The sequence below is a fragment of the Gilvimarinus sp. 1_MG-2023 genome, from assembly GCF_030548285.1.
The window spans coordinates 81,443-99,660 of record NZ_JAUOSC010000013.1; the positions used below are offsets into that span (position 1 = coordinate 81,443).

The following is an 18,218-nucleotide window of genomic DNA, read 5'->3' on the forward strand; positions in this document are numbered from 1 at the left end:
CGTCAACTCTTAGTGATAAACCTGCTCTGCATGTTGTTTCACGGCTCATTGTTGATGAAATATACGCCAGTCTGACACCCTATATATGTTTAAAGTCGGCAATTTTTAAGATTTTGTCCGGTTTGGTGTTTTGATCGCTTTTTGATCGACACTAAAGTGTGCGCCAGTTGGCATTCAGGCTATAATAAGAGTTAAACTGAATAGGATAGGGTCCGGGTTGAGCTCTATTGGGTGGGCCTAATAATCTTACAATGAATAAATCATGGACACTTTCAGCGAACAGGGGATGAACAAGTTGCAGGAATCAGGTGATGCGGCGCCTTCGTATGGGTCACTTTCGCAAGCACAGACTCGAAGCTGTGTAGAGGTATGCGCGGCGACTTCAGTGGAGTTTATTCAAGAGCACTTTGTCACTTTTTGGTCAGAGTGGATTGCCTCGGTCGAAAAGCGTGAGGAAAACGCCCGCTCTAATAAAGAACAGTTGGCGCTAAGCGAGATTATCAAACGTTTACGAAGCTCTGGTCCTTCTGTAGAGCGGGGCTTGATAGATTTCTGCCGGCAAAATTTTGATGACTTTGCGGCCCAGCAATTAAAAACGCCCACAGGCCAAGAGCGCTTTAGTGCTCACGCCGGATTGTCGTTGGTGGAAAATGCTGAACTTGAAGAAACTATTGCTATTACCTCCATCTGTCACCGGGCAGACTCGCAATTTGCCGAAACTCTCTGGGCCTTGCATCAACGTTTGGCTTTGCTCAATGATGGTAAGAAGCTGGATGAGCGCAGTAATCCCGCGAGCCCCATACAGTTTTGTGAAGCCTTTCGGAAATCTATCGCCGAATACAAGCTTGAAACTCGAGTTAAAGTTATTGGCTATAAGCACTTTGAGTCTTCGTTCGTAAAGCTCTTGGGAGGTCTATATCAAGAGCTTAATAACCGACTGGCTGAGGCCGGTGTCTTACCCAACCTCCGCTTCACCGCGGGACCGGCGCAGGGTGAAGGGCGGCCGGCGGCAGGGCCGGAGAGTGGATCGTCACTTGCGAGCGAGGAAGCACAACCCCCACAGCGAAGAGCAACCGATCGCGAGCCTGAACCCAGGCGTCGGGCTACTGATCAAGCCCCGCAAGCGAGTGAGAAGGGGCCGGAGGAGTATCAGCAAGGGTTAGTCAGTGCGATACGACTTTTACAGACGCACCTAGGGGGCGCTTTAACCTCAATGCCCGCAGGTAGTGGATTTGGTGCCGCTGCTCCGTCATCAGGTGCAGGGCAGGCACCGCCCGTCGTTCAGAATGGTGCCGCAGGTGCAGTTTCGGCGCAGGTTATGGGTGTCGTGCAACAGGCACAGGCTCAGCAAGTCGCGCAGGTGCAGTCGTTTATGAATGTGCCTATGGGGCAAGTGCAGCCACTGGCGGTGAATTCCGTTTCCAGCGAGTTGGCGGATGCTCTCGCAAAAACCGATTCCGATGCCGATGATATGCACACCATTGAGTTGGTGGGTTTATTATTTGAATACATCTTATCCGAAGATCAGCTGCCCGACTCGGTTAAAGCTCTGTTGAGTTATCTACACACCCCAGTGTTGAAGTTGGCATTTATTGATACAGAGTTCTTTGAAAATGTCGATCACCCCGCCCGTTTATTGCTTAACCAAATGGCAGAGGCCGGTGCGCGCTGGGTAGGTAATGACGATACAGATCAGTACGACATGTACGAGAAGATTAAAACGGTAGTGTTCAATGTTCTGAAAAACTTTGGTAATGATGCTAAGGTTTTTGCTGAGGCTTTAATTGAATTTAGCGGTTATACGCGCAACATATCCCGTCGCCAAGATTTAATGGAAAAGCGTGCATTGGAAAAAGCACGCGGTGAAGAAAAGCTGCGTGAAGCAAAAATTTTAGTGAATGATGAGGTGTCAAAGCTCATCGATGGCAAAGACTTGCCTTCCCCAGTACTTTTACTGATGTTGCTGCCTTGGTCCGACTATCTTTCCTTTGTTATTTTACGTTATGGGACCGAATCAGAGAACTTTACCAACGCCCTGCGGGTGGCTCGCGACCTAATTTGGAGTGTTGAGCCCAAGTTATTGGAGACCGATAAGGTTAAGCAGTTGGAAATTCAAGACGGATTAATGAAAACGGTGCAGTCCGGCTTTGAAACCATTGGCTACGAACAGGATAAGGCTCGCAAGCTGATTGATGCGATCCGCTCTTTGCAAAAACTCGCCCTAAAAAGTCAAAAAGCCGAGCCCGCTCCTAAGCCAATGCGCGATAAGTTGGAAAGTATGGCAGCTGAAAAAGCAGGCCGTATAGAGCCTGCCCAAGGTGTGGCGACCGAAGAGGAGTCACAGCTGGTGGAAAAATTAAAGCTCATTGAATTTGGCACTTGGCTCGAAGACGATGACGGCAAGCGTATGAAGGTGGCTTGGTACAACCATAAGACCAATCATTATATGTTGGTTGATCAGCAGGGAAAAAAGGTATCCATGACCTCCGCCCTGCAAATGGCTCGGGCAATGATTGCAGGTAAGTTACGCGTGATTGCCGGTAGTGCCAAGCCGTTCTTTGAGCGTGCGCTGGAAAATATTTACCACAGCCTGAATGCTAAAGCATCCGGTGAGCTGCTTAATCAGGAGTAAATACGAGATGGTTAGCCTCATTGATCACGAAGGCCGTAAAATCGAAAGGCAAGGGGTCAGTCAGAGTATTGATGTGTACGATAATATTCACGATGTCTATCTTGGGCGGGTAGTGAATATTCACAGCGATGGATTGATGATGATGGGCGATCAGCCTTTTCAGGAGGATTGCCTGTACCGGCTCGATCTACATTTGAGTGCCCCTGTTAATGGCCGCAACAGTGTGCAGCTAGGGGTTGATTGTTTATGGGTGCGCAACGCCGAAGACAACGGCAAGCATTGGGCGGGGTTCAGCATTATTGATGCCTCCCCCCAGGCGATGGAAGACATCACCTCTCTTGCCGAGCTGCATTAATACGAGGCTCGCTAAGAGCCAATTATGCCAGTTGAGTAAACACCTTTTGTGCGCAAGCAATGGTGTGTTCGATATCTTCATCCGTGTGAGCTTGTGACATAAAGCCTGCCTCGTAAGACGCGGGTGCCAAATATACCCCGGCATCTAACATACCGTGAAAAAATCGATTAAAGCGCTCAGTGTCGCAAGCCATGACTTGTTGGTAATTTGTGACCTGACTCTCTTCGGTAAAAAAACCACCGAACATACTACCCACGTGGTTAGTGGTAAAAGCGATGCCCGCGCTATCGGCAGCAGCTTGCAAACCCTCCACCAATTTTTGGGTTTTGCGGCACAGTTCTGGGTAAAAGTTGTCAGCATCCAGTAATTGTAAAGTGGCGATGCCAGCCGCCATGGCCACCGGGTTGCCCGATAGAGTGCCGGCTTGATAGACCGGCCCGGCGGGGGCAATCTTTTGCATAATATCAGAGCGCCCGCCAAACGCGCCCACTGGCATGCCGCCGCCCACAACCTTGCCTAGGGTGGTCAGGTCGGGTTGAACATGGTAGTGCCCCTGCGCGCCCGTGGCGCTTACACGAAAACCTGTCATTACTTCATCAAAAATTAACACGCTGGCGTATTGGTCACAGACATCTCTTAGAGTTTGTAAAAAACCGGGTACGGGAGGAATGCAATTCATATTGCCAGCTACGGGCTCAACAATAATGCAGGCGACCTTGTCGCCGTGCTGAGCAAAAAATTCCCGCACCTGTGCGCTGTCGTTGTAATTAAGGGTGACGGTGTGATCGGCCAAAACCTTGGGGACCCCTGGCGAGCTGGGTACCCCTAAGGTAAGGGCGCCGGAGCCGGCTTTTACCAGTAGCGAGTCGGAGTGGCCATGATAACAACCTTCAAATTTCACTATGGTGTCACGTTCGGTGTGAGCGCGCGCTAAGCGAATAGCGCTCATGGTCGCCTCGGTACCCGAGTTCACGAAACGCACTAAGTCCATGCCGGGCATACGCTTGCAGACCATTTCAGCCAGCTGGGTTTCCCGCTCTGTCGGGGCGCCAAAGGTAAGCCCAGAGGCGATTGCATTTTGCACGGCGGCGATCACCTCCGGGTGGTTATGACCGAGAATCATTGGCCCCCAAGATTGTACATAGTCGATGTAATTTTTGCCGTCGACATCGGTAATGCGTGCCCCCGCGGCACTTTGTAAAAAAACAGGTGTGCCACCCACCGCTTTAAACGCGCGCACAGGGGAGTTTACCCCGCCTGGTATAAACTGCGCAGCTTGGGCAAATAACTGATCGGATCGGCTCATGATGTCCTCGTTATAAATCGGCCTGTGCGCACTTAAAAGCGTTGGCATAGGCTTTGGGGTCAATGTGATGGCAAATCTCGTGGCATATAGCCACATAGTTCGCACCGGATTGGATTAACTGCTCGGCATTGTGCGCTGTGACACCACCAATGGCCACTATACAGATATTCGGCCAGCGTTGACGGGCATCGCGCAGTAATTGCTGAGGCGCCGGTGGTGCCTCGGGCTTGGTGCGCGAAGGGAAAAAGCGACCAAAGGCAATATAGTCAGCACCCTGATTCAAGGCGTGCTCCGCTAAAGCAAGCTCAGCGTGACAAGTAATACCAATAATGGCTTTCTCGCCCAGCCTTTGTCGGGCGTGCGTAATACTGGTATCACCTTGCCCGAGATGAACACCATCGGCGCTTACGGCTCGGGCCAGTTCGATGTCATCGTTAATAATAAGCTTGGCGTTCGATTGTTGACATAGGGCGAGTAATTGGCGCGCTTCGCTAAGGCGCCGGGATTGATCCCGAGACTTATCCCGATACTGCACTATAGTACAGCCACCTGCTAAGGCTTGCGCAATACGATTATAAAGAGTATCCCAAGGTAGGTGAGCGCAGTCGGTAATGGTATAGAGGTGGTTATTGGACAAAAGTGATATCGACATAGCGGCTATTTTAGCAAGCGTTAATCCGGTTGCGAAGTAATAACCCCGGCGTGAGGCATTATTGTGCCCAGCTGGGGTTAAAAAGGTTTTACTACCGCTAAAATAACGATAGCAACGAGAGCAAAAACCGGCAGCTCATTAAAAATACGATAAAAGCGATCGGTGTGAGGATTGTCGTCGCGCGCAAAGCGTTTTAAATATGCCCCGCACAGATGGTGATAACCGATCAGAAGGGCCACGAGTCCCATTTTTAGCCAAAACCAATAAGTGATCTTGAGGTACTCCCATTGAAAATGCACCAGCCCCAAGCCAAACACCAAGGTGGCAATCATGGCCGGGGTCGCGATACCGCGGTAAAGTTTGCGCTCCATGACTTTAAAGCGCTCGCTGCCTACATCATCGCGACACATCGCATGATAGACAAACAGTCTCGGTAGGTAAAAAAGCGCGGCGAACCAGCAGATCACAGAGATGATGTGCAGGGCTTTTATCCACAGCATAAAAACAATCCTCGATAATTCAGCGCTCTATTATGCCATCGCCACTGTGTGGCGCCCAGCGACTGGCAATTTTTCGGCTGCACTCTTATGATAGGCTTCTTTATTGGCGCTGCTCTAATGGCGCAAACCAACGAGAGGTTGCTATCGTGATTAATGTGGGGATTGTCGGGGGAACCGGTTATACCGGGGTCGAGCTGTTGCGTTTACTGTGCAAGCATTCACAGGCACAGGTGAGCGTGATTACGTCCCGCGCCGAGGCAGGTTTGCCGGTCAGTGATCTCTACCCTAACCTGCGTGGCCATGTTGACCTTTGCTTCACCGAACCGGATGTGGAGGTGTTAGGACGCTGCGATGTGGTGTTTTTTGCCACCCCACATGGCGTTGCGCAAAATTTAATGCCAGCCTTGATGGCGACCGGTACCCGAGTGGTTGACCTGTCGGCCGATTTTCGTATCCGCGACGCTGAACTGTGGGCGCATTGGTACAATCAGGCCCACGGCTGTCCGGAATTAATTGATCAGGCGGTTTATGGCTTACCAGAGAATAATCGCGACGCTATTAAGCAGGCTAAATTGGTGGCTTGCCCAGGTTGCTACCCTACTGCGGCACAACTGGGCTTATTGCCCCTGTTGGAAAATCAACTGGTGGATCCCAACGGACTGATTATAAGTGCAGCCAGTGGTACCACCGGTGCAGGTCGTCAGGCCAAAGTGGGTATGTTGCTGGCTGAGAACAGCGGCAGTTTTAAAGCGTATGGCGTTGCCGGTCACCGCCATTTGCCTGAAATCGAACAAGCCCTGCACGACGCTCAGCCTGCGGGTGCAACACCCCCCGAGGTGACATTTGTGCCTCACTTGTTGCCTATGGTACGCGGTATTCATGCCACCTCCTACGCTCGTGCTTTAGCGCCTGAGTCCCTACCTGATCTACAGAGTTTGTTTGAGCAACGCTACGCGGATGAGCCATTTGTCGATGTTTTACCCGAAGGCGTAGTGCCTGAAACTCGCTCGGTCAAGGGCTCGAATATGTGCCGCATTTCCGTGTGCCAGCCGCAAGGGCGAGATACCATAGTGGTGTTGTCGGTTATCGACAACCTCACCAAAGGTGCTGCGGGGCAAGCCATTCAGAATATGAATATTATGTTTGGCTTTGAGGAAACCGCAGGCTTAGATGTAGTGGCGCTGCTTCCCTAATAACCAGTGATAAACGGAACAATATGAGCGCAGTTAAAGGCAGTAAACAGCACCCGCTACGCGTGGTGCCACACCGTCCGGTCAGGCGTTTTTTGATGTTTGTACTAACGCTTTTGGTGATAGCAGCCTGTGTGGCAGGCGCTTATTGGGGCGGCTATTGGCAAGGTATGGGTACGCAAGCAGGCGCTCTTAAACAGGTATCTATCCTGCGCGATCAATTGCAAGCCTCTGAGCAAGAATCCGCAGATTTGCGCCAACAAGTGGCCAATTTATCGCTAGCATCCGAGGTAGATCAATACGCCAGCGAAGAGGTGCGCAATGAAATCGTCTCCTTGCGCCAAGAAGTTGCAAATCTGGAAACCGACATCTCATTTTATCGCGGTCTAATGGCGCCCAGTGAGGCCAACAGTGGCTTGACGATTGGAGAGGTGAATATTGTTGAATCGGCGGTGCCTGGGCGTTATACGTTTAAAATCGTTATGCAGCAATTGGCTACCAACCATCAAGTGCTTAATGGTGAGCTGCGAGTGGATGTCGTGGGGCGGCGCGATGGCGTGATTACACGGGTACCGCTTTACCAGTTGGCAGACTCGATTGAAGAGGAAGACATAAAATTACGGTTTAAATATTTCCAAAATATTGAGGGTGAGTTGACCTTGCCCGAAGGGTTTGAAGTACAAAAGCTTGAGCTGTCGGCTGAGTCATCTGGCCGCAACAGCGTCAAGGTTCACAAGAGCTACGGTTGGCTCGTCGAAGATCGATAATAAGTGCGGGAGCATAAGCATAATGGCGTTTAGCAATAGTCACACCTTAATTTCCAAAGGAACCAGTATCGTCGGCGATATTCATTTTAGTGGGGATCTGCAAGTTGAAGGCACGGTTAAAGGCAATATTATTGTCGAGGGCGGTGCTGATGCCAAATTAGTTGTGGCGGCCAAGGGCACCGTTGAGGGCGAAATCCGTGTTCCAATGGTCGTTATCAATGGCAAAGTGATTGGCAATGTGTATTCCGGTAAGCATGTGGAGCTGGCTGCCAAGGCTGTGGTAGAAGGAAACGTCCACTATCAATTGATTGAAATGGTGAAAGGCGCGCAGGTTAATGGCGCTTTGGTTTACGGTGAGCCGCCCCAGGCAAATAAAGGTACCGGTAAGTCTGCGGATAAGAATCAGCCAGTTGATGCGAAATAGTTGACTGTTTTACTCTGGTATTGGGATAATGTGCGGTCAGCCAGTATCGGAGTTTGTCTATGTCTACCCCAGAAGTTTTTACCCCAGAGCCAATATACGTCAGCGCCCAAGCTGTGGCCAAGGTAAAAAGCCTGATTGAGGAAGAGGGTAACGATGAGCTCAAGCTGCGTGTTTATGTAACAGGCGGCGGCTGCTCAGGCTTTCAATACGGCTTCACCTTCGATGATACCACCGCTGAAGACGACACCGTGGTAGAAAAAGACGGCGTTAAAGTCGTGGTAGATGCCATGAGCTACCCTTATTTGGTCGGCGCAAATGTTGACTACAGTGAAGGGCTGCAAGGGGCCAAATTTGTTGTGACCAACCCCAATGCGGCCACTACTTGCGGCTGCGGCGCCTCTTTTTCTGTTTAAGGCTGATTGGCGATATAGATCGCCAAACCCGTAAATTGACCGCTCAACGTTTAGCCTCTACAGAGTAGACTCTCTCTTAAGGTTATCTTTTCTCTCGCGGGAACAACCTCATTCCTGTCAAGGAAAGTAACAGTGCTAACAAACCTAATCCAGGTAGCCCAAAAGTTGGTAATGCATGTGGAGTGCTTGTAACTTCGTTTGTAACCACCAAATTTATCTCCCCTGGGTTGGTGGTATCAAGCGCGGCATTAAAGTCTGAGGGTTGTGAGCTAATATCCAGGCCATTGTCGACGAAAGTACCCGTGTAGGTAATTAATCGATAGGTGCCTGCGCCATACCCACCCCAGTCGATAATTTCTAGGGTTCCGTCCAGCGTCAAGTTGCCACTCACCACTATCAAGTCACTGTCCACTCCGGCGGTGCCGGCGGGACTGCTCAGTTCAAACTCCAGAATAGAGGCGTTATTTAGTAGTAGTTCACCCACAGTGAGGGTGCCGGGGGAATTGCCAGCTGCAATAGTGGCGTTGTCGTCTACCCTGACTGAGCCTGTAATAGTGCCATCGCCACTGAGTCTACTGCCGCTGACTAGCGTCACACTGCCTGTTCCGGTGGCACTACCTGTAAGATTATTAATCAGAAGAGCGCCACTGTTGACAGTAGTGTCACCGGTATAAGTACTGGCCCCATTTAGTGCCAATGTTTCACTTCCGTTTTTGGTCAGGGAGGTAGTATTAGCCTGCCCCCCTTGGATCGAGCCACTAAAATTACCGCTAGAGACCGCTATTGCGCTGCCATTCCCGTGAAGATCAATGAGGGCCATACCGTTGCCATCGTCACTTATGGTACTTACTGTTTCAGTGGCGGCTGCCCCGACGCCAACTTGTAACTGTGCATTGCCTGTAAAGGTGAGGTTCGATGTGTCAGCAATCTGCTCGTCGTTGGCCACCACCACTATCGACTCCTGTTGAATGGCGATATCCCCTGCGATGGCAGTAACGTTAGCGCTTTTGGACAGTTGTAACGACACGTTGGACTTCACAACCGTGTTGCCGGTGTAGGTATTTGCTTGGGTTCCATCCATGGCGAAAAAGACCACGTTACCTCCGGGGGCCAATCCTTTATCGGACAGGACTAGGCCGCCGCTGGAAATAACACCGCCCAAAGTAACCTGGCCGAAGTCGAATGCATTAAAGTCCGATGTATTGGTGATCGTACGGTCGCCTCCTTGCAAGTTTATGTTGCCGTCCAGCTCAAAAGCTGAGGTGTTGACGATGGTGCCATGCGGAAAGAGGCTGAAGTCGCCGTTCGCGGCGATATCGTTGTGGATGCGGCGAGGATCGCCGTCGGTGGCCAGTGTTGTGCCATCGCCTATGGTCAATAGCCCGGTGCCAAGTGCGTCATCGTTGCCGATGACGAGAGTGCCGGCATTAATGTGAGTGCCGCCATTATAGGTGTTACTGCGGATCAGGCTCAGTGTGCCAGCGCCTGTTTTGGTTAAACGGCCATCTCCGCTAACGGTAAGGTTGATGGCGGCACCTGTGTCGCTGTCAACACGAATTTCGGCCCCATCGTTAGCCAGCATCAAGCCGCCATTAGCGTTGGCGTCTTGTATTCGATAGCCATCGGTGGCGAACTGCAGGCCACTCACTGTATGTGTGCCGTCTACTTCGACCGTGCCTGTTGCGCCGCCAAAAACGGCTACTAGAGATCCCCAGGTAGAGTTCACATCGCCGGATTGATTGGTCCAGTTGCTGGCGGAAGAGCTCCAGGTTCCATTGCCCCCGGCAACAGTGTTATCAGCGATAGTGTTGTTACCATCCCAAAACTGCAGGCCTGCGAAACCAGCCACCAGTGAGATAACACCTGGTGTGGAGGTGTCAATGCGGTAGCTGTAACCAGTCAATAACCCAGCGCCAAATTCCATGGCATTATCAACCAGTGTGCCTGCGTAGTTGAACAGTCTGTAGGTGCCGCTGTCGCCGAGGTCCGAGGCGAAGTCAAACCCGCCGAGGTCGGTGATGTTGAGAATGCCGTCTAGGGTTAGGTCGCCGGTAACCGTAATCAAGTCGTTATCAATACCCGCGGTGCCACTGGGCGCGTCCAATTCAAAGTCGAGAACTGAGGCGTTATTCAATAACAGCTCGCCTAGTGTGAGGTTTCCCGGCGAGTTGCCCGCGGCAAGATGGCCGCCACTGGCGATGATGACGTCACCGGCAATATGACCACTACCGGTCAGGCTGGCACCGCCGGCAATGCTGACACTGCTGTTGCCGGTGGCACTGCCTGTTACATTATTGACGTTGAGGGTACCGCCATTGACGGTAGTGTTGCCACTGTAGGTATTGTTGCCTGACAGTGTGGTGGTTCCGGAATAGAGATCGATCGAGCCATCGCCCGCGATGTTGGATGCAAAGTCGTAATTGGTGTTGGTGTGATTGAATACAATATGACTAGCGTCGGATTGTAAGGTTACCCGGACGGCCGTTAAATTCCCCGCCGCTATTGCACTGTCACTCGCAGCTGCACCAATATTGAGTGTGCCACTCGCACTGGACGTACCCAAAAACACATCGCCCTTCAGGAAATGGGTTTGAAAATTGTCGACCGTAACGTTAACACTGCCGCCATTGCTGATGGTGAGTGCTCCAGTATTCATAGTACCCACGTTGATTTCATATGCATCCCAGCGCGACCCAGCACCATCGACCGTCATATGACTGGTGCCACCCGCGTCGGCAATAATGCCAGTCCGGCTCTTAACGCTGCCACCATTGTTCAGGGTTACGGCACCGTTATCGATAGTAAAGGTTTGCACGTCGCTACTACCGGTCAGATTAAGAGTGCCGATATTTCTTTTGATCAGGTTGCCGTAACCGTTACCAGCAACGTTTCCGGCAAAAGAGATGTTGTCTGATCGGTTGAATGCCAGCGTTGCGCCGCTCGCAATGGAGACATTGCCCGCGAGACTGCCGCTGGTACCGCCATTGCCCACATTCAGCTGGCCATTGCTGATGGTTGTTCCCCCCTCGTGGGTAAGATTTCCCGTTACGGTGAGAGTTTGCAGATTGTTGTTGAGTGTTATGGATCCGCTGCCATTGATGTTCCCCGTATGGGTGTGCGAGGTACTGCGGCTAAAATCCAATGAGCCGTTATTGATAATATTGCCGGCAATACTGCCTCGTGAACCTGGCGCTCCAATGATAAGTTTGCCGCCATGAATGGTGGTGTCGCCCGTATAAGTCTGAAATTCAGTGAATCTGGTGGTGCCCGCGTAAAGATCAACCGAACCGCTGCCCGACACGCTTTCGCCGAAGGTAATGTTGTTGGTGTGATTGAAAATCAGTTTGCCTGAGCCGCTGCCAAATTGCATTGAACCTGCTGACAGTGTGCCGGCGGCGATGGGGGATTCGCCCACGGCGGCCCCAATATTCAGGACCCCGTTGCTGCCAGCATTGAGACCAATGGTCACTTGACCGCTAACATTCGCACGGCCACCATTGGTTAAATTCAGACTACCTTGGCCGTTGCTGCCAATTACCAACGAATTGCTGTTGAGGCGAGAGCCTGCACCATCTACATTGATGACGCCCGTGACTGCAGCGTCTGCACCTATTAGGCCGCCAACGGCTGCTACCACACCGCTGTCAGTAATTGTTAATTCACCGCTACTTTCATTGCCAACAAAGAGGTCGCCGAGGTTGTTCCAGGTCGATCCCTCGCCGCTGACAGTGGCGCTACCGGTGCTGCCAGCTTTATCGCCGATAACTGCCAGAGTGTTGATTGTTGTGCCAGCGTCATTGATGCTCAGATGGCCGGTGCCAAAGTGGCCAACAATAAGGTTAGCGTCAATGCTCCAGATGGCATTGACGCCGGATACATTGACATTGCCGTCGCTGTTCGCGACATCTCCAATAGAACCGTTAGCGCTGTTCAGAGTTGAGTCGTTAATCTCGTCCACTTTGCTGCCACGGGTAACCGTAAGAGTACCGGCGTTTACATTGACGTCGCCCGTGTTGTTGACCCGAGCCGTCAGTGCGAGTCTGTTGTCCCCACCTTTAACGAGAGTGCCAACCCCACTTAAGCTGTGTTCATAAGTCCGGTTGTGGGGGTGATGAAAGGTCAGTGTCCCGTTATTGGTAATATCGCCGTCAATCCACCCTGTGCCACTACCATTACCAATCGACAGCTCGGCCTTATTGTGGATAATAATGTCACCCAAAAAATCCATCGGATTACCAAAAACATCACTGCCACGTGACAAGACGTTCCCGGTAAGAGTGGTGGTGCCAGCAAAAAAATCAATTCTGGGCAGAGGCAGGAGTCTGTGATCAATGATGATATCGGGCCCGAATTCAAAATTGCTACTGCTGTGATTAAAGACGAGGCTGTTTGTCCCTTGGCCAAAAACGATGCTCTCAGTATTAACGCTGCCTGGCCTCACTGGCGTTCCGCCCGCGGCTGCACCAATGTTAAGAGAGTTGACGGTATTGGCGGCGTCGGGATCAAGCGCGCCTGCGCCATAAAAATCTAGATCATGTTGAGAAATGTCGGAAAGATCTCGCCCGATTTTGACGTCGTAGTTTGTCTCGGTGGAGACTCTCGCCTCCCTGCTGACGGTGAGCGTGCCATCACCCAATGAGCCAACCTCAATGCCCATTGTTTTCCAGTGCGACGTTGTGCCGTCAAAAGGGTCTGAGCCATCGACAATAACGGTTCCTCTCTGGTTGGCCAGGTTGCCGAGTGTGTTTATTTTGGAGTCGACCACCCCCCCGTTCCTGATTGATAAAGTCATGCCGCCGTTGGAGTTGATGTTTGTTTCATTTTGATTCAGCTTCAACTCAGATCCGCTGTATTGTACCGAAATAGTGTTTTCGCCAAGGGCATTTAACATGCTCGGTATATTGGCAACACCGCCGTGACGCACAATAAGATTACCGCTGTTCAGCTCTAAACGATCCAATATCCGCAATGTCGTTGGGGTGCCTAGAAGGGCGGTGGCGGTACCGTCGATGATAACGCTGGAGTTATTGTTGATCTGGAGCTCATAGGCAAACGGATTTTCAGATGTAATAATGGCACTGCCGCCATTATTGATAACGGCAAATGTGGTTGCGTCAGGAACAGCCCCGTCACTCCAGAAACTTGTGTCAGACCAACTCCCGCTTGCTGGGTGTAGCCACGTGCCCGCGGAGGCTGAATTAACAATAAGTAGCCCAAGTAGGGTGGTGGTCAATCGTGGGCGGCAGGGCGAGAGAGGTGTTTTGCGCGTCGCTCTGCGAGCCTTGACTTTGGTTTTCGCCAGTTCACCTACGACCACCCATTGCCCACGGATAGCGTTCCAGATAACGTGGTGATATCGATTCATGCCCGTTCCTTTTAATAGTGATGTATGAACGGGACTACAGCGCCGTTGCCGCCAAATGATACTTAAGGCGCAACACTACCACTATCCACTTTCCGCAAAATGAGATGTGATTAAGCTATTGGTGTGTCGTTACTTGTAGGGCCAGAGAGGTGACATTGCTTTGGAATATTCGTCAAAGAGATGCTTATTAGGGAAAGCGCTACCCCAGCGCTATGTACAGTTTTACAGGTTTTGTTTAGTCGAAGCTGGTATCTAGAGCCTGTAAACGATACTGGAAAATGCGCTTGTGGGGATTTCAGGTAAAAAATGGCATGTTAATTAAACTGAAAAACAATCTTAAGAATTTCTCAGGATTCGCACGTATGGAGATATTACGCAGGGTAAATTCCGCCCAGCACAACCGCTTTGCGAGCGCCGGTCACACTCGGCAGATTGCCGGGTAAACCTGCTAGAGTCTGCTGTGCCAGCCAGGCAAAGGTGGCTGCTTCCACCCATTCGGGGTCGATGCCTAGCGCTCGGGTGCTGGCAATCGGATGGGGCGTCAAACGAGTGACCAGACTTTCTATCAACGTGGTGTTCAATGCACCGCCACCGCAAATGTATACTTCACACCCAATCTCGCGTCGCAGATGATTTTCTATGCTACGAGCGATGCTCTCTACCGACAACGCCATTAATGTTGCCTGTACATCCTCTGGGGTCAGATCGTTAACTTCTTCCAGTTGGCAGTCTAGCCATCCCAGATGAAAATCTTCACGTCCTGTGCTCTTGGGCAGCGGCAGGGCGAAATAGGGGTGTTCTAACAGGATTTCCAGCAGGGGCGTATTAATACGGCCAGTGCGGGCCCAGTCACCATTAGTGTCGTATCGTTGTTCTCGGTGGCGCCCAACCCAGGCGTCCATTAGGCAGTTGCCGGGGCCGGTATCAAAGCCCAAGGTTGGCCGGTTATGGCTCAGCCAGGTGATATTGGCGATACCGCCAATATTGACAATGGCGCGGTCGATATTGGGGGCGGCAAAAGCTGCGCGATGAAACGCTGGTACCAGCGGTGCACCCTGACCGCCCATTGCCATGTCACGGCGACGAAAGTCGGCCACGGTGGTAATACCGGTGCGTGCGGCAATAATATTAGGGTCGGCAATCTGTAGGGTGAAGGGGTGTGCTACGCTGCCTGGCGGCCGGTGACGTATAGTTTGGCCGTGGCTGCCGATGGCGGCAACCTCGCTGGCTGCGATGCCGGCGTCCTCCAGCAGCTTGAGTGCAGCTTGGGCAAACAGCTCACCCAGCTCGTTATCCATGGTGCCTGCTCGTTCAATCTCTTCGATGCCACTGGCGCATAGGGCGTGGATACGCTCACGCATCTGATGATTAAAGTCGTGGCCATGGTGAGCGAGTAGCTGAGTGCGCTCGTCATTAATATCGACCAGTGCGGCGTCTATTCCGTCGGCACTGGTACCGGACATTAGGCCAATATACAGCGCCATGATCAGTTGATAGTGCGTTCAGTAGAGTTCATGGCTAGACGAGATGCGTTATAGCGTTGCTCTAGCGAGGCTATAATCGGCTGTGTCTGGCTGACGAAGTCCTGCATCTGTGCATCGGCAATAGACTTAGCTTTAGGCAGCTTCTGCACAATGGTGCGTGGGTTGCGGTGTACGCCATCGAGCAAGAATTCATAATGCAAATGCGGGCCCGTTGAATAGCCTGTTGAGCCGACAGTGCCAATGGTTTGCTTTTGTTTCACTCGCTGCCCTTTTTTGACGTGCCGTTTGTGCAGGTGCAAATATTTGGTAACAACATTGTTGCCATGTTGGATAAACACATAATTACCGTTGGCTTTGTTGTAGCTAGAGGCAATAACTCGGCCGTCGCCGGAGGCCCAAACGGGGGTGCCGCGGTTGGCTGCGTAATCGGTGCCGCGGTGAGGTCTGGCCGTTTTAAAAATGGGGTGCAGACGGCGCGGGTTGAAATTGCCACTGATGCGGCGGAAATCCACAGGTGCCAGTAAGAAGGCCTTGCGCATACTCTGCCCCTCGGGGGTGTAGTAGTGAGCTTCGCCATTGGCGTGGGTGTAGCGAACCGCACGGAACTTGTCGCCCCGATTAGTGAACTCTGCCGCTAGAATTGCCCCGTTGCCAATCTTTTCACCATCGAGAAACTTTTCTTCATAGAGCACACTAAAATGGTCGCCCTTGCGTAAGTCGAGGGCAAAGTCGATGTCCCAGCCAAAGACGGTGGCCATTTCCATAATCAAGCTGTCGGGCATGCCGACGCCGGTTGCTGCCATATACAAAGAGCTATTAATGGTTGCCTCTTGGTATGCGTTGCGGATCTCAGGCTGTTTTATTTCTTTAATGCTGACATAGCTGTCTGCATTTTTCTCAAAATGGGTTGAATTTAAGCGGTTGGTGATATGGCTCAGCTTCTGCAAGTTGCCGCTATTATCCAGATAAAACACAATTTCGTGGCCGGGCATGATACGGGTGAGAGATTTAGCTTCTGGGCAGGAGTGAGTCAGATCGTACACATCGCGATCGGTTAATCCGGCGCGTTTGAAGATGCTAGACAGGCTGTCACCAGAGCGCACAGTGAATCGCTGCTGCTCTAAATCGGGGAGGCTGGGCTCGGCGACTTGAGTGACGGCAACCGGTTGGGTGACTACTTGCAGATTAGGCGTATTTGGCTCGATCTGAGTCGTCGGCAGTATTTCCTGGCTGGGAAGTGTTTGCAAAGGCTCCGCGTTAACATCCGCTTGTGTTTGCGTGGGTGCAGGCAGGCTTGGCTTCGACGGCGAGGTCGATGCCCAAGCGATTAACCCTAAGGCGAGCACCCCAGCGGCAACCATATGACCCTTAGGAAAGCTGTTTATTAGGGCTTTCGGGCCGCTTAATCTATGTTTATCAGGGGCTTGCACGTGTCTCTTAAGCCTATTTCGGAGGTTGGTGTTGCGCATAGTTATATCAGAAAAGCGGTTTAATATCGATATTTTCTGGTCGTTTTTTGAGCGATGCTCGCTTTTTCTTCTTTGGTTGTTATAGGTTGCCTCAGTGTTAGTCAGCAGGCGGCGTAAAAAGTTGCCAGGCTGGCTGTTTGTTTTGCTGGGAAAGGGGCTTGTTTTTGCACCTATATCAGGTATCTTTGCCCGCCTAGATTGGCCACTTATAGGTGGCATTAATGATGAATAATGACCTTTAAGGTAAAACCATGACCACTATTGATCCATCACTGTTTGAAGATTTGCAAGCGCGCGGTCTTATTGCCCAAACCACAGGTGGTGATGCGCTGACTGAGTATCTGGCTGAGGGTGGCCGTACACTGTACAGTGGTTTTGACCCTACTGCGGACAGTTTGCATATTGGTCACTTGGTGCCTTTACTTGCGCTCAAGCGATTCCAGCAGGCGGGTCATAAGCCTATTGCCTTGGTTGGTGGGGCGACAGGTCTGGTGGGTGACCCCAGTTTTAAAGCCGCCGAACGCAAGTTGAATACGCCCGATATCGTGGCTGGCTGGACTCAAAAGCTAAAAGATCAGGTGAGCCGCTTTATTGATTTTGAATGCGGCGATAACTCGGCCGAGGTGGTTAATAACCTCGACTGGGTAGGTCAGATGAATGTGCTCGACTTCCTGCGTGATGTGGGTAAGCACTTTTCAGTCAACAATATGATTAATAAGGAATCAGTGAAGCAGCGGATTGATCGCGAGGGCTCGGGTATCTCTTTTACCGAGTTCACCTATATGTTGCTACAGTCATACGATTTTGCCGAGCTATATAAGCGTTACGAATGTACGTTGCAAATTGGCGGCTCCGATCAGTGGGGTAATATTACTGGCGGTATCGATTTGGCGCGCCGTATGTATGGCGGTGAGGCTTTTGGTATGACCTTGCCGTTGGTCACTAAATCTGACGGTACTAAGTTTGGTAAAACTGAGTCGGGCACGGTTTGGCTCGACCCTGATAAAACATCACCTTACGCTTTTTATCAATTTTGGTTGGCGACGGCGGATGCTGATGTCTATAAGTTCTTGCGTTATTTCACCTTCTTGCCGATGGCGGAGATTGTCGAGATCGAGGAGGCAGATCGCGCTGGCGAAGGCCGGCCTCAGGCTCAGGGGGTTTTGGCGAGAGAGATGACGGCACTGATTCACGGTGTGGAAGGGTTGCAGGCGGCGGAGCGAATTACCGACGCACTATTTTCCGGCAGCCTGGATCAGCTCGGCGAGACTGACCTGATGCAGTTGAAGTTAGATGGCTTGCCAAGCTCAACGCTGTCGCGTGGAGATCTGGGTGAGAAGCCCTTGACGCAGTGGTTGGTTGATGCTGGCATGGCGGCCTCGGGTAAGCAGGTAAAAGATGCGCTGGGGCGTGATGCGGTATTAATAAATGGCGAGGCCATAAGTTTTGAGCGGAATTTAGATGCGCAGGCCTGTTTTGCCGAAGAGTTGGCCCGTTATCAGCGCTTTTATATTGTTAAGCTGGGTAAGAAGAAGTACCACTTGTTTGAAGTGCTCTAGCGTTAAGGTTGAGTTGAGTTAGAAGGGCGGCCGCAGGCCGCCTTTTTTATAGGCAAGTTGTAGCAAATTTGCGCGCTGTAAAATTAATTTCATAAAAGTAGT

Annotated in this window: 13 protein-coding genes; 7 read left to right on the forward strand and 6 right to left on the reverse strand. The window is 51.5% G+C overall.

Annotated features, from left to right (window positions below):
- Positions 1 to 262 precede the first annotated feature (262 nt).
- Together Q4563_RS13435 and Q4563_RS13440 are read left to right on the forward strand one after the other, a co-directional pair.
- Positions 263 to 2,632 (forward strand): DUF1631 family protein, encoded by a 2,370-nt coding sequence (locus Q4563_RS13435; protein WP_303604825.1) that lies wholly within the window; start codon positions 263 to 265, stop codon positions 2,630 to 2,632.
- Between the two features lie 7 nt (positions 2,633 to 2,639).
- Positions 2,640 to 2,987, forward strand: coding sequence for a PilZ domain-containing protein (locus Q4563_RS13440; protein WP_215975766.1), 348 nt, complete (start codon positions 2,640 to 2,642; stop codon positions 2,985 to 2,987).
- Positions 2,988 to 3,009: 22 nt separating this feature from the next.
- Here the strand turns inward: Q4563_RS13440 and hemL are convergent, their stop codons facing one another.
- From hemL to hemJ, 3 genes are all read right to left on the reverse strand, one after another.
- A complete protein-coding gene (gene hemL, locus Q4563_RS13445; protein ID WP_303604826.1) occupies positions 3,010 to 4,293 on the reverse strand; it encodes a glutamate-1-semialdehyde 2,1-aminomutase in 1,284 nt (427 codons plus the stop codon).
- Between the two features lie 10 nt (positions 4,294 to 4,303).
- Entirely contained in the window at positions 4,304 to 4,945 is a 642-nt protein-coding gene (thiE, locus tag Q4563_RS13450; RefSeq protein WP_303604827.1) for a thiamine phosphate synthase, read from the reverse strand.
- A gap of 77 nt (positions 4,946 to 5,022) precedes the next feature.
- Complete coding sequence (gene hemJ / locus Q4563_RS13455) at positions 5,023 to 5,445, reverse strand: protoporphyrinogen oxidase HemJ (protein ID WP_303604828.1); 423 nt, start codon at positions 5,443 to 5,445, stop codon at positions 5,023 to 5,025.
- 146 nt (positions 5,446 to 5,591) lie between these two features.
- On the opposite strand from hemJ, the gene argC reads away from it, so the two are divergent.
- Genes argC through erpA form a run of 4 tightly spaced genes read left to right on the forward strand, consistent with a single transcriptional unit; the run spans position 5,592 to position 8,239 of the window.
- Complete coding sequence (argC, locus tag Q4563_RS13460) at positions 5,592 to 6,638, forward strand: N-acetyl-gamma-glutamyl-phosphate reductase (RefSeq protein WP_303604829.1); 1,047 nt, start codon at positions 5,592 to 5,594, stop codon at positions 6,636 to 6,638.
- Positions 6,639 to 6,661: 23 nt separating this feature from the next.
- Positions 6,662 to 7,402, forward strand: a complete 741-nt coding sequence (locus Q4563_RS13465) for a DUF6776 family protein (protein ID WP_215975771.1) — start codon at positions 6,662 to 6,664, stop codon at positions 7,400 to 7,402.
- Positions 7,403 to 7,424: 22 nt separating this feature from the next.
- Positions 7,425 to 7,826 carry a bactofilin family protein gene (locus Q4563_RS13470; RefSeq protein WP_303604830.1) on the forward strand — a complete coding sequence of 134 codons (402 nt, stop codon included), beginning with the start codon at positions 7,425 to 7,427 and terminating at the stop codon, positions 7,824 to 7,826.
- 59 nt (positions 7,827 to 7,885) lie between these two features.
- Entirely contained in the window at positions 7,886 to 8,239 is a 354-nt protein-coding gene (gene erpA / locus Q4563_RS13475) for an iron-sulfur cluster insertion protein ErpA (RefSeq protein WP_215975773.1), read from the forward strand.
- Between the two features lie 82 nt (positions 8,240 to 8,321).
- Here erpA and Q4563_RS13480 read toward each other — a convergent pair whose 3' ends face one another.
- The 3 genes from Q4563_RS13480 to Q4563_RS13490 form a co-directional block, all read right to left on the reverse strand.
- Positions 8,322 to 13,604, reverse strand: coding sequence for an autotransporter outer membrane beta-barrel domain-containing protein (locus Q4563_RS13480; protein ID WP_303604831.1), 5,283 nt, complete (start codon positions 13,602 to 13,604; stop codon positions 8,322 to 8,324).
- Between the two features lie 371 nt (positions 13,605 to 13,975).
- The gene (locus Q4563_RS13485; protein ID WP_215975775.1) at positions 13,976 to 15,088 is read right to left on the reverse strand and encodes an anhydro-N-acetylmuramic acid kinase; all 1,113 of its coding nucleotides are present in this window, start codon (positions 15,086 to 15,088) and stop codon (positions 13,976 to 13,978) included.
- A gap of 2 nt (positions 15,089 to 15,090) precedes the next feature.
- Positions 15,091 to 16,518: a peptidoglycan DD-metalloendopeptidase family protein gene (locus Q4563_RS13490; RefSeq protein ID WP_303604832.1), complete on the reverse strand. Its 1,428-nt coding sequence runs from the start codon at positions 16,516 to 16,518 to the stop codon at positions 15,091 to 15,093.
- A 290-nt stretch (positions 16,519 to 16,808) separates the two neighbouring features.
- Between Q4563_RS13490 and tyrS the strand changes: the two genes are divergently transcribed.
- Complete coding sequence (gene tyrS, locus Q4563_RS13495; RefSeq protein WP_215975776.1) at positions 16,809 to 18,116, forward strand: tyrosine--tRNA ligase; 1,308 nt, start codon at positions 16,809 to 16,811, stop codon at positions 18,114 to 18,116.
- Positions 18,117 to 18,218: the final 102 nt, after the last annotated feature.

Excerpts from the sequence above, each read along its gene's own strand:
- thiE (WP_303604827.1), bottom strand. The coding sequence starts at position 4,945 with ATGTCGATATCACTTTTGTCCAATAACCACCTCTATACCATTACCGAC.
- Q4563_RS13440 (WP_215975766.1), top strand. The coding sequence starts at position 2,640 with ATGGTTAGCCTCATTGATCACGAAGGCCGTAAAATCGAAAGGCAAGGG.
- hemL (WP_303604826.1), bottom strand. The coding sequence starts at position 4,293 with ATGAGCCGATCCGATCAGTTATTTGCCCAAGCTGCGCAGTTTATACCA.
- Q4563_RS13485 (WP_215975775.1), bottom strand. The coding sequence starts at position 15,088 with ATGGCGCTGTATATTGGCCTAATGTCCGGTACCAGTGCCGACGGAATA.
- tyrS (WP_215975776.1), top strand. The coding sequence starts at position 16,809 with ATGACCACTATTGATCCATCACTGTTTGAAGATTTGCAAGCGCGCGGT.
- Q4563_RS13480 (WP_303604831.1), bottom strand. The coding sequence starts at position 13,604 with ATGAATCGATATCACCACGTTATCTGGAACGCTATCCGTGGGCAATGG.
- Q4563_RS13435 (WP_303604825.1), top strand. The coding sequence starts at position 263 with ATGGACACTTTCAGCGAACAGGGGATGAACAAGTTGCAGGAATCAGGT.
- erpA (WP_215975773.1), top strand. The coding sequence starts at position 7,886 with ATGTCTACCCCAGAAGTTTTTACCCCAGAGCCAATATACGTCAGCGCC.
- Q4563_RS13465 (WP_215975771.1), top strand. The coding sequence starts at position 6,662 with ATGAGCGCAGTTAAAGGCAGTAAACAGCACCCGCTACGCGTGGTGCCA.
- hemJ (WP_303604828.1), bottom strand. The coding sequence starts at position 5,445 with ATGCTGTGGATAAAAGCCCTGCACATCATCTCTGTGATCTGCTGGTTC.
- Q4563_RS13470 (WP_303604830.1), top strand. The coding sequence starts at position 7,425 with ATGGCGTTTAGCAATAGTCACACCTTAATTTCCAAAGGAACCAGTATC.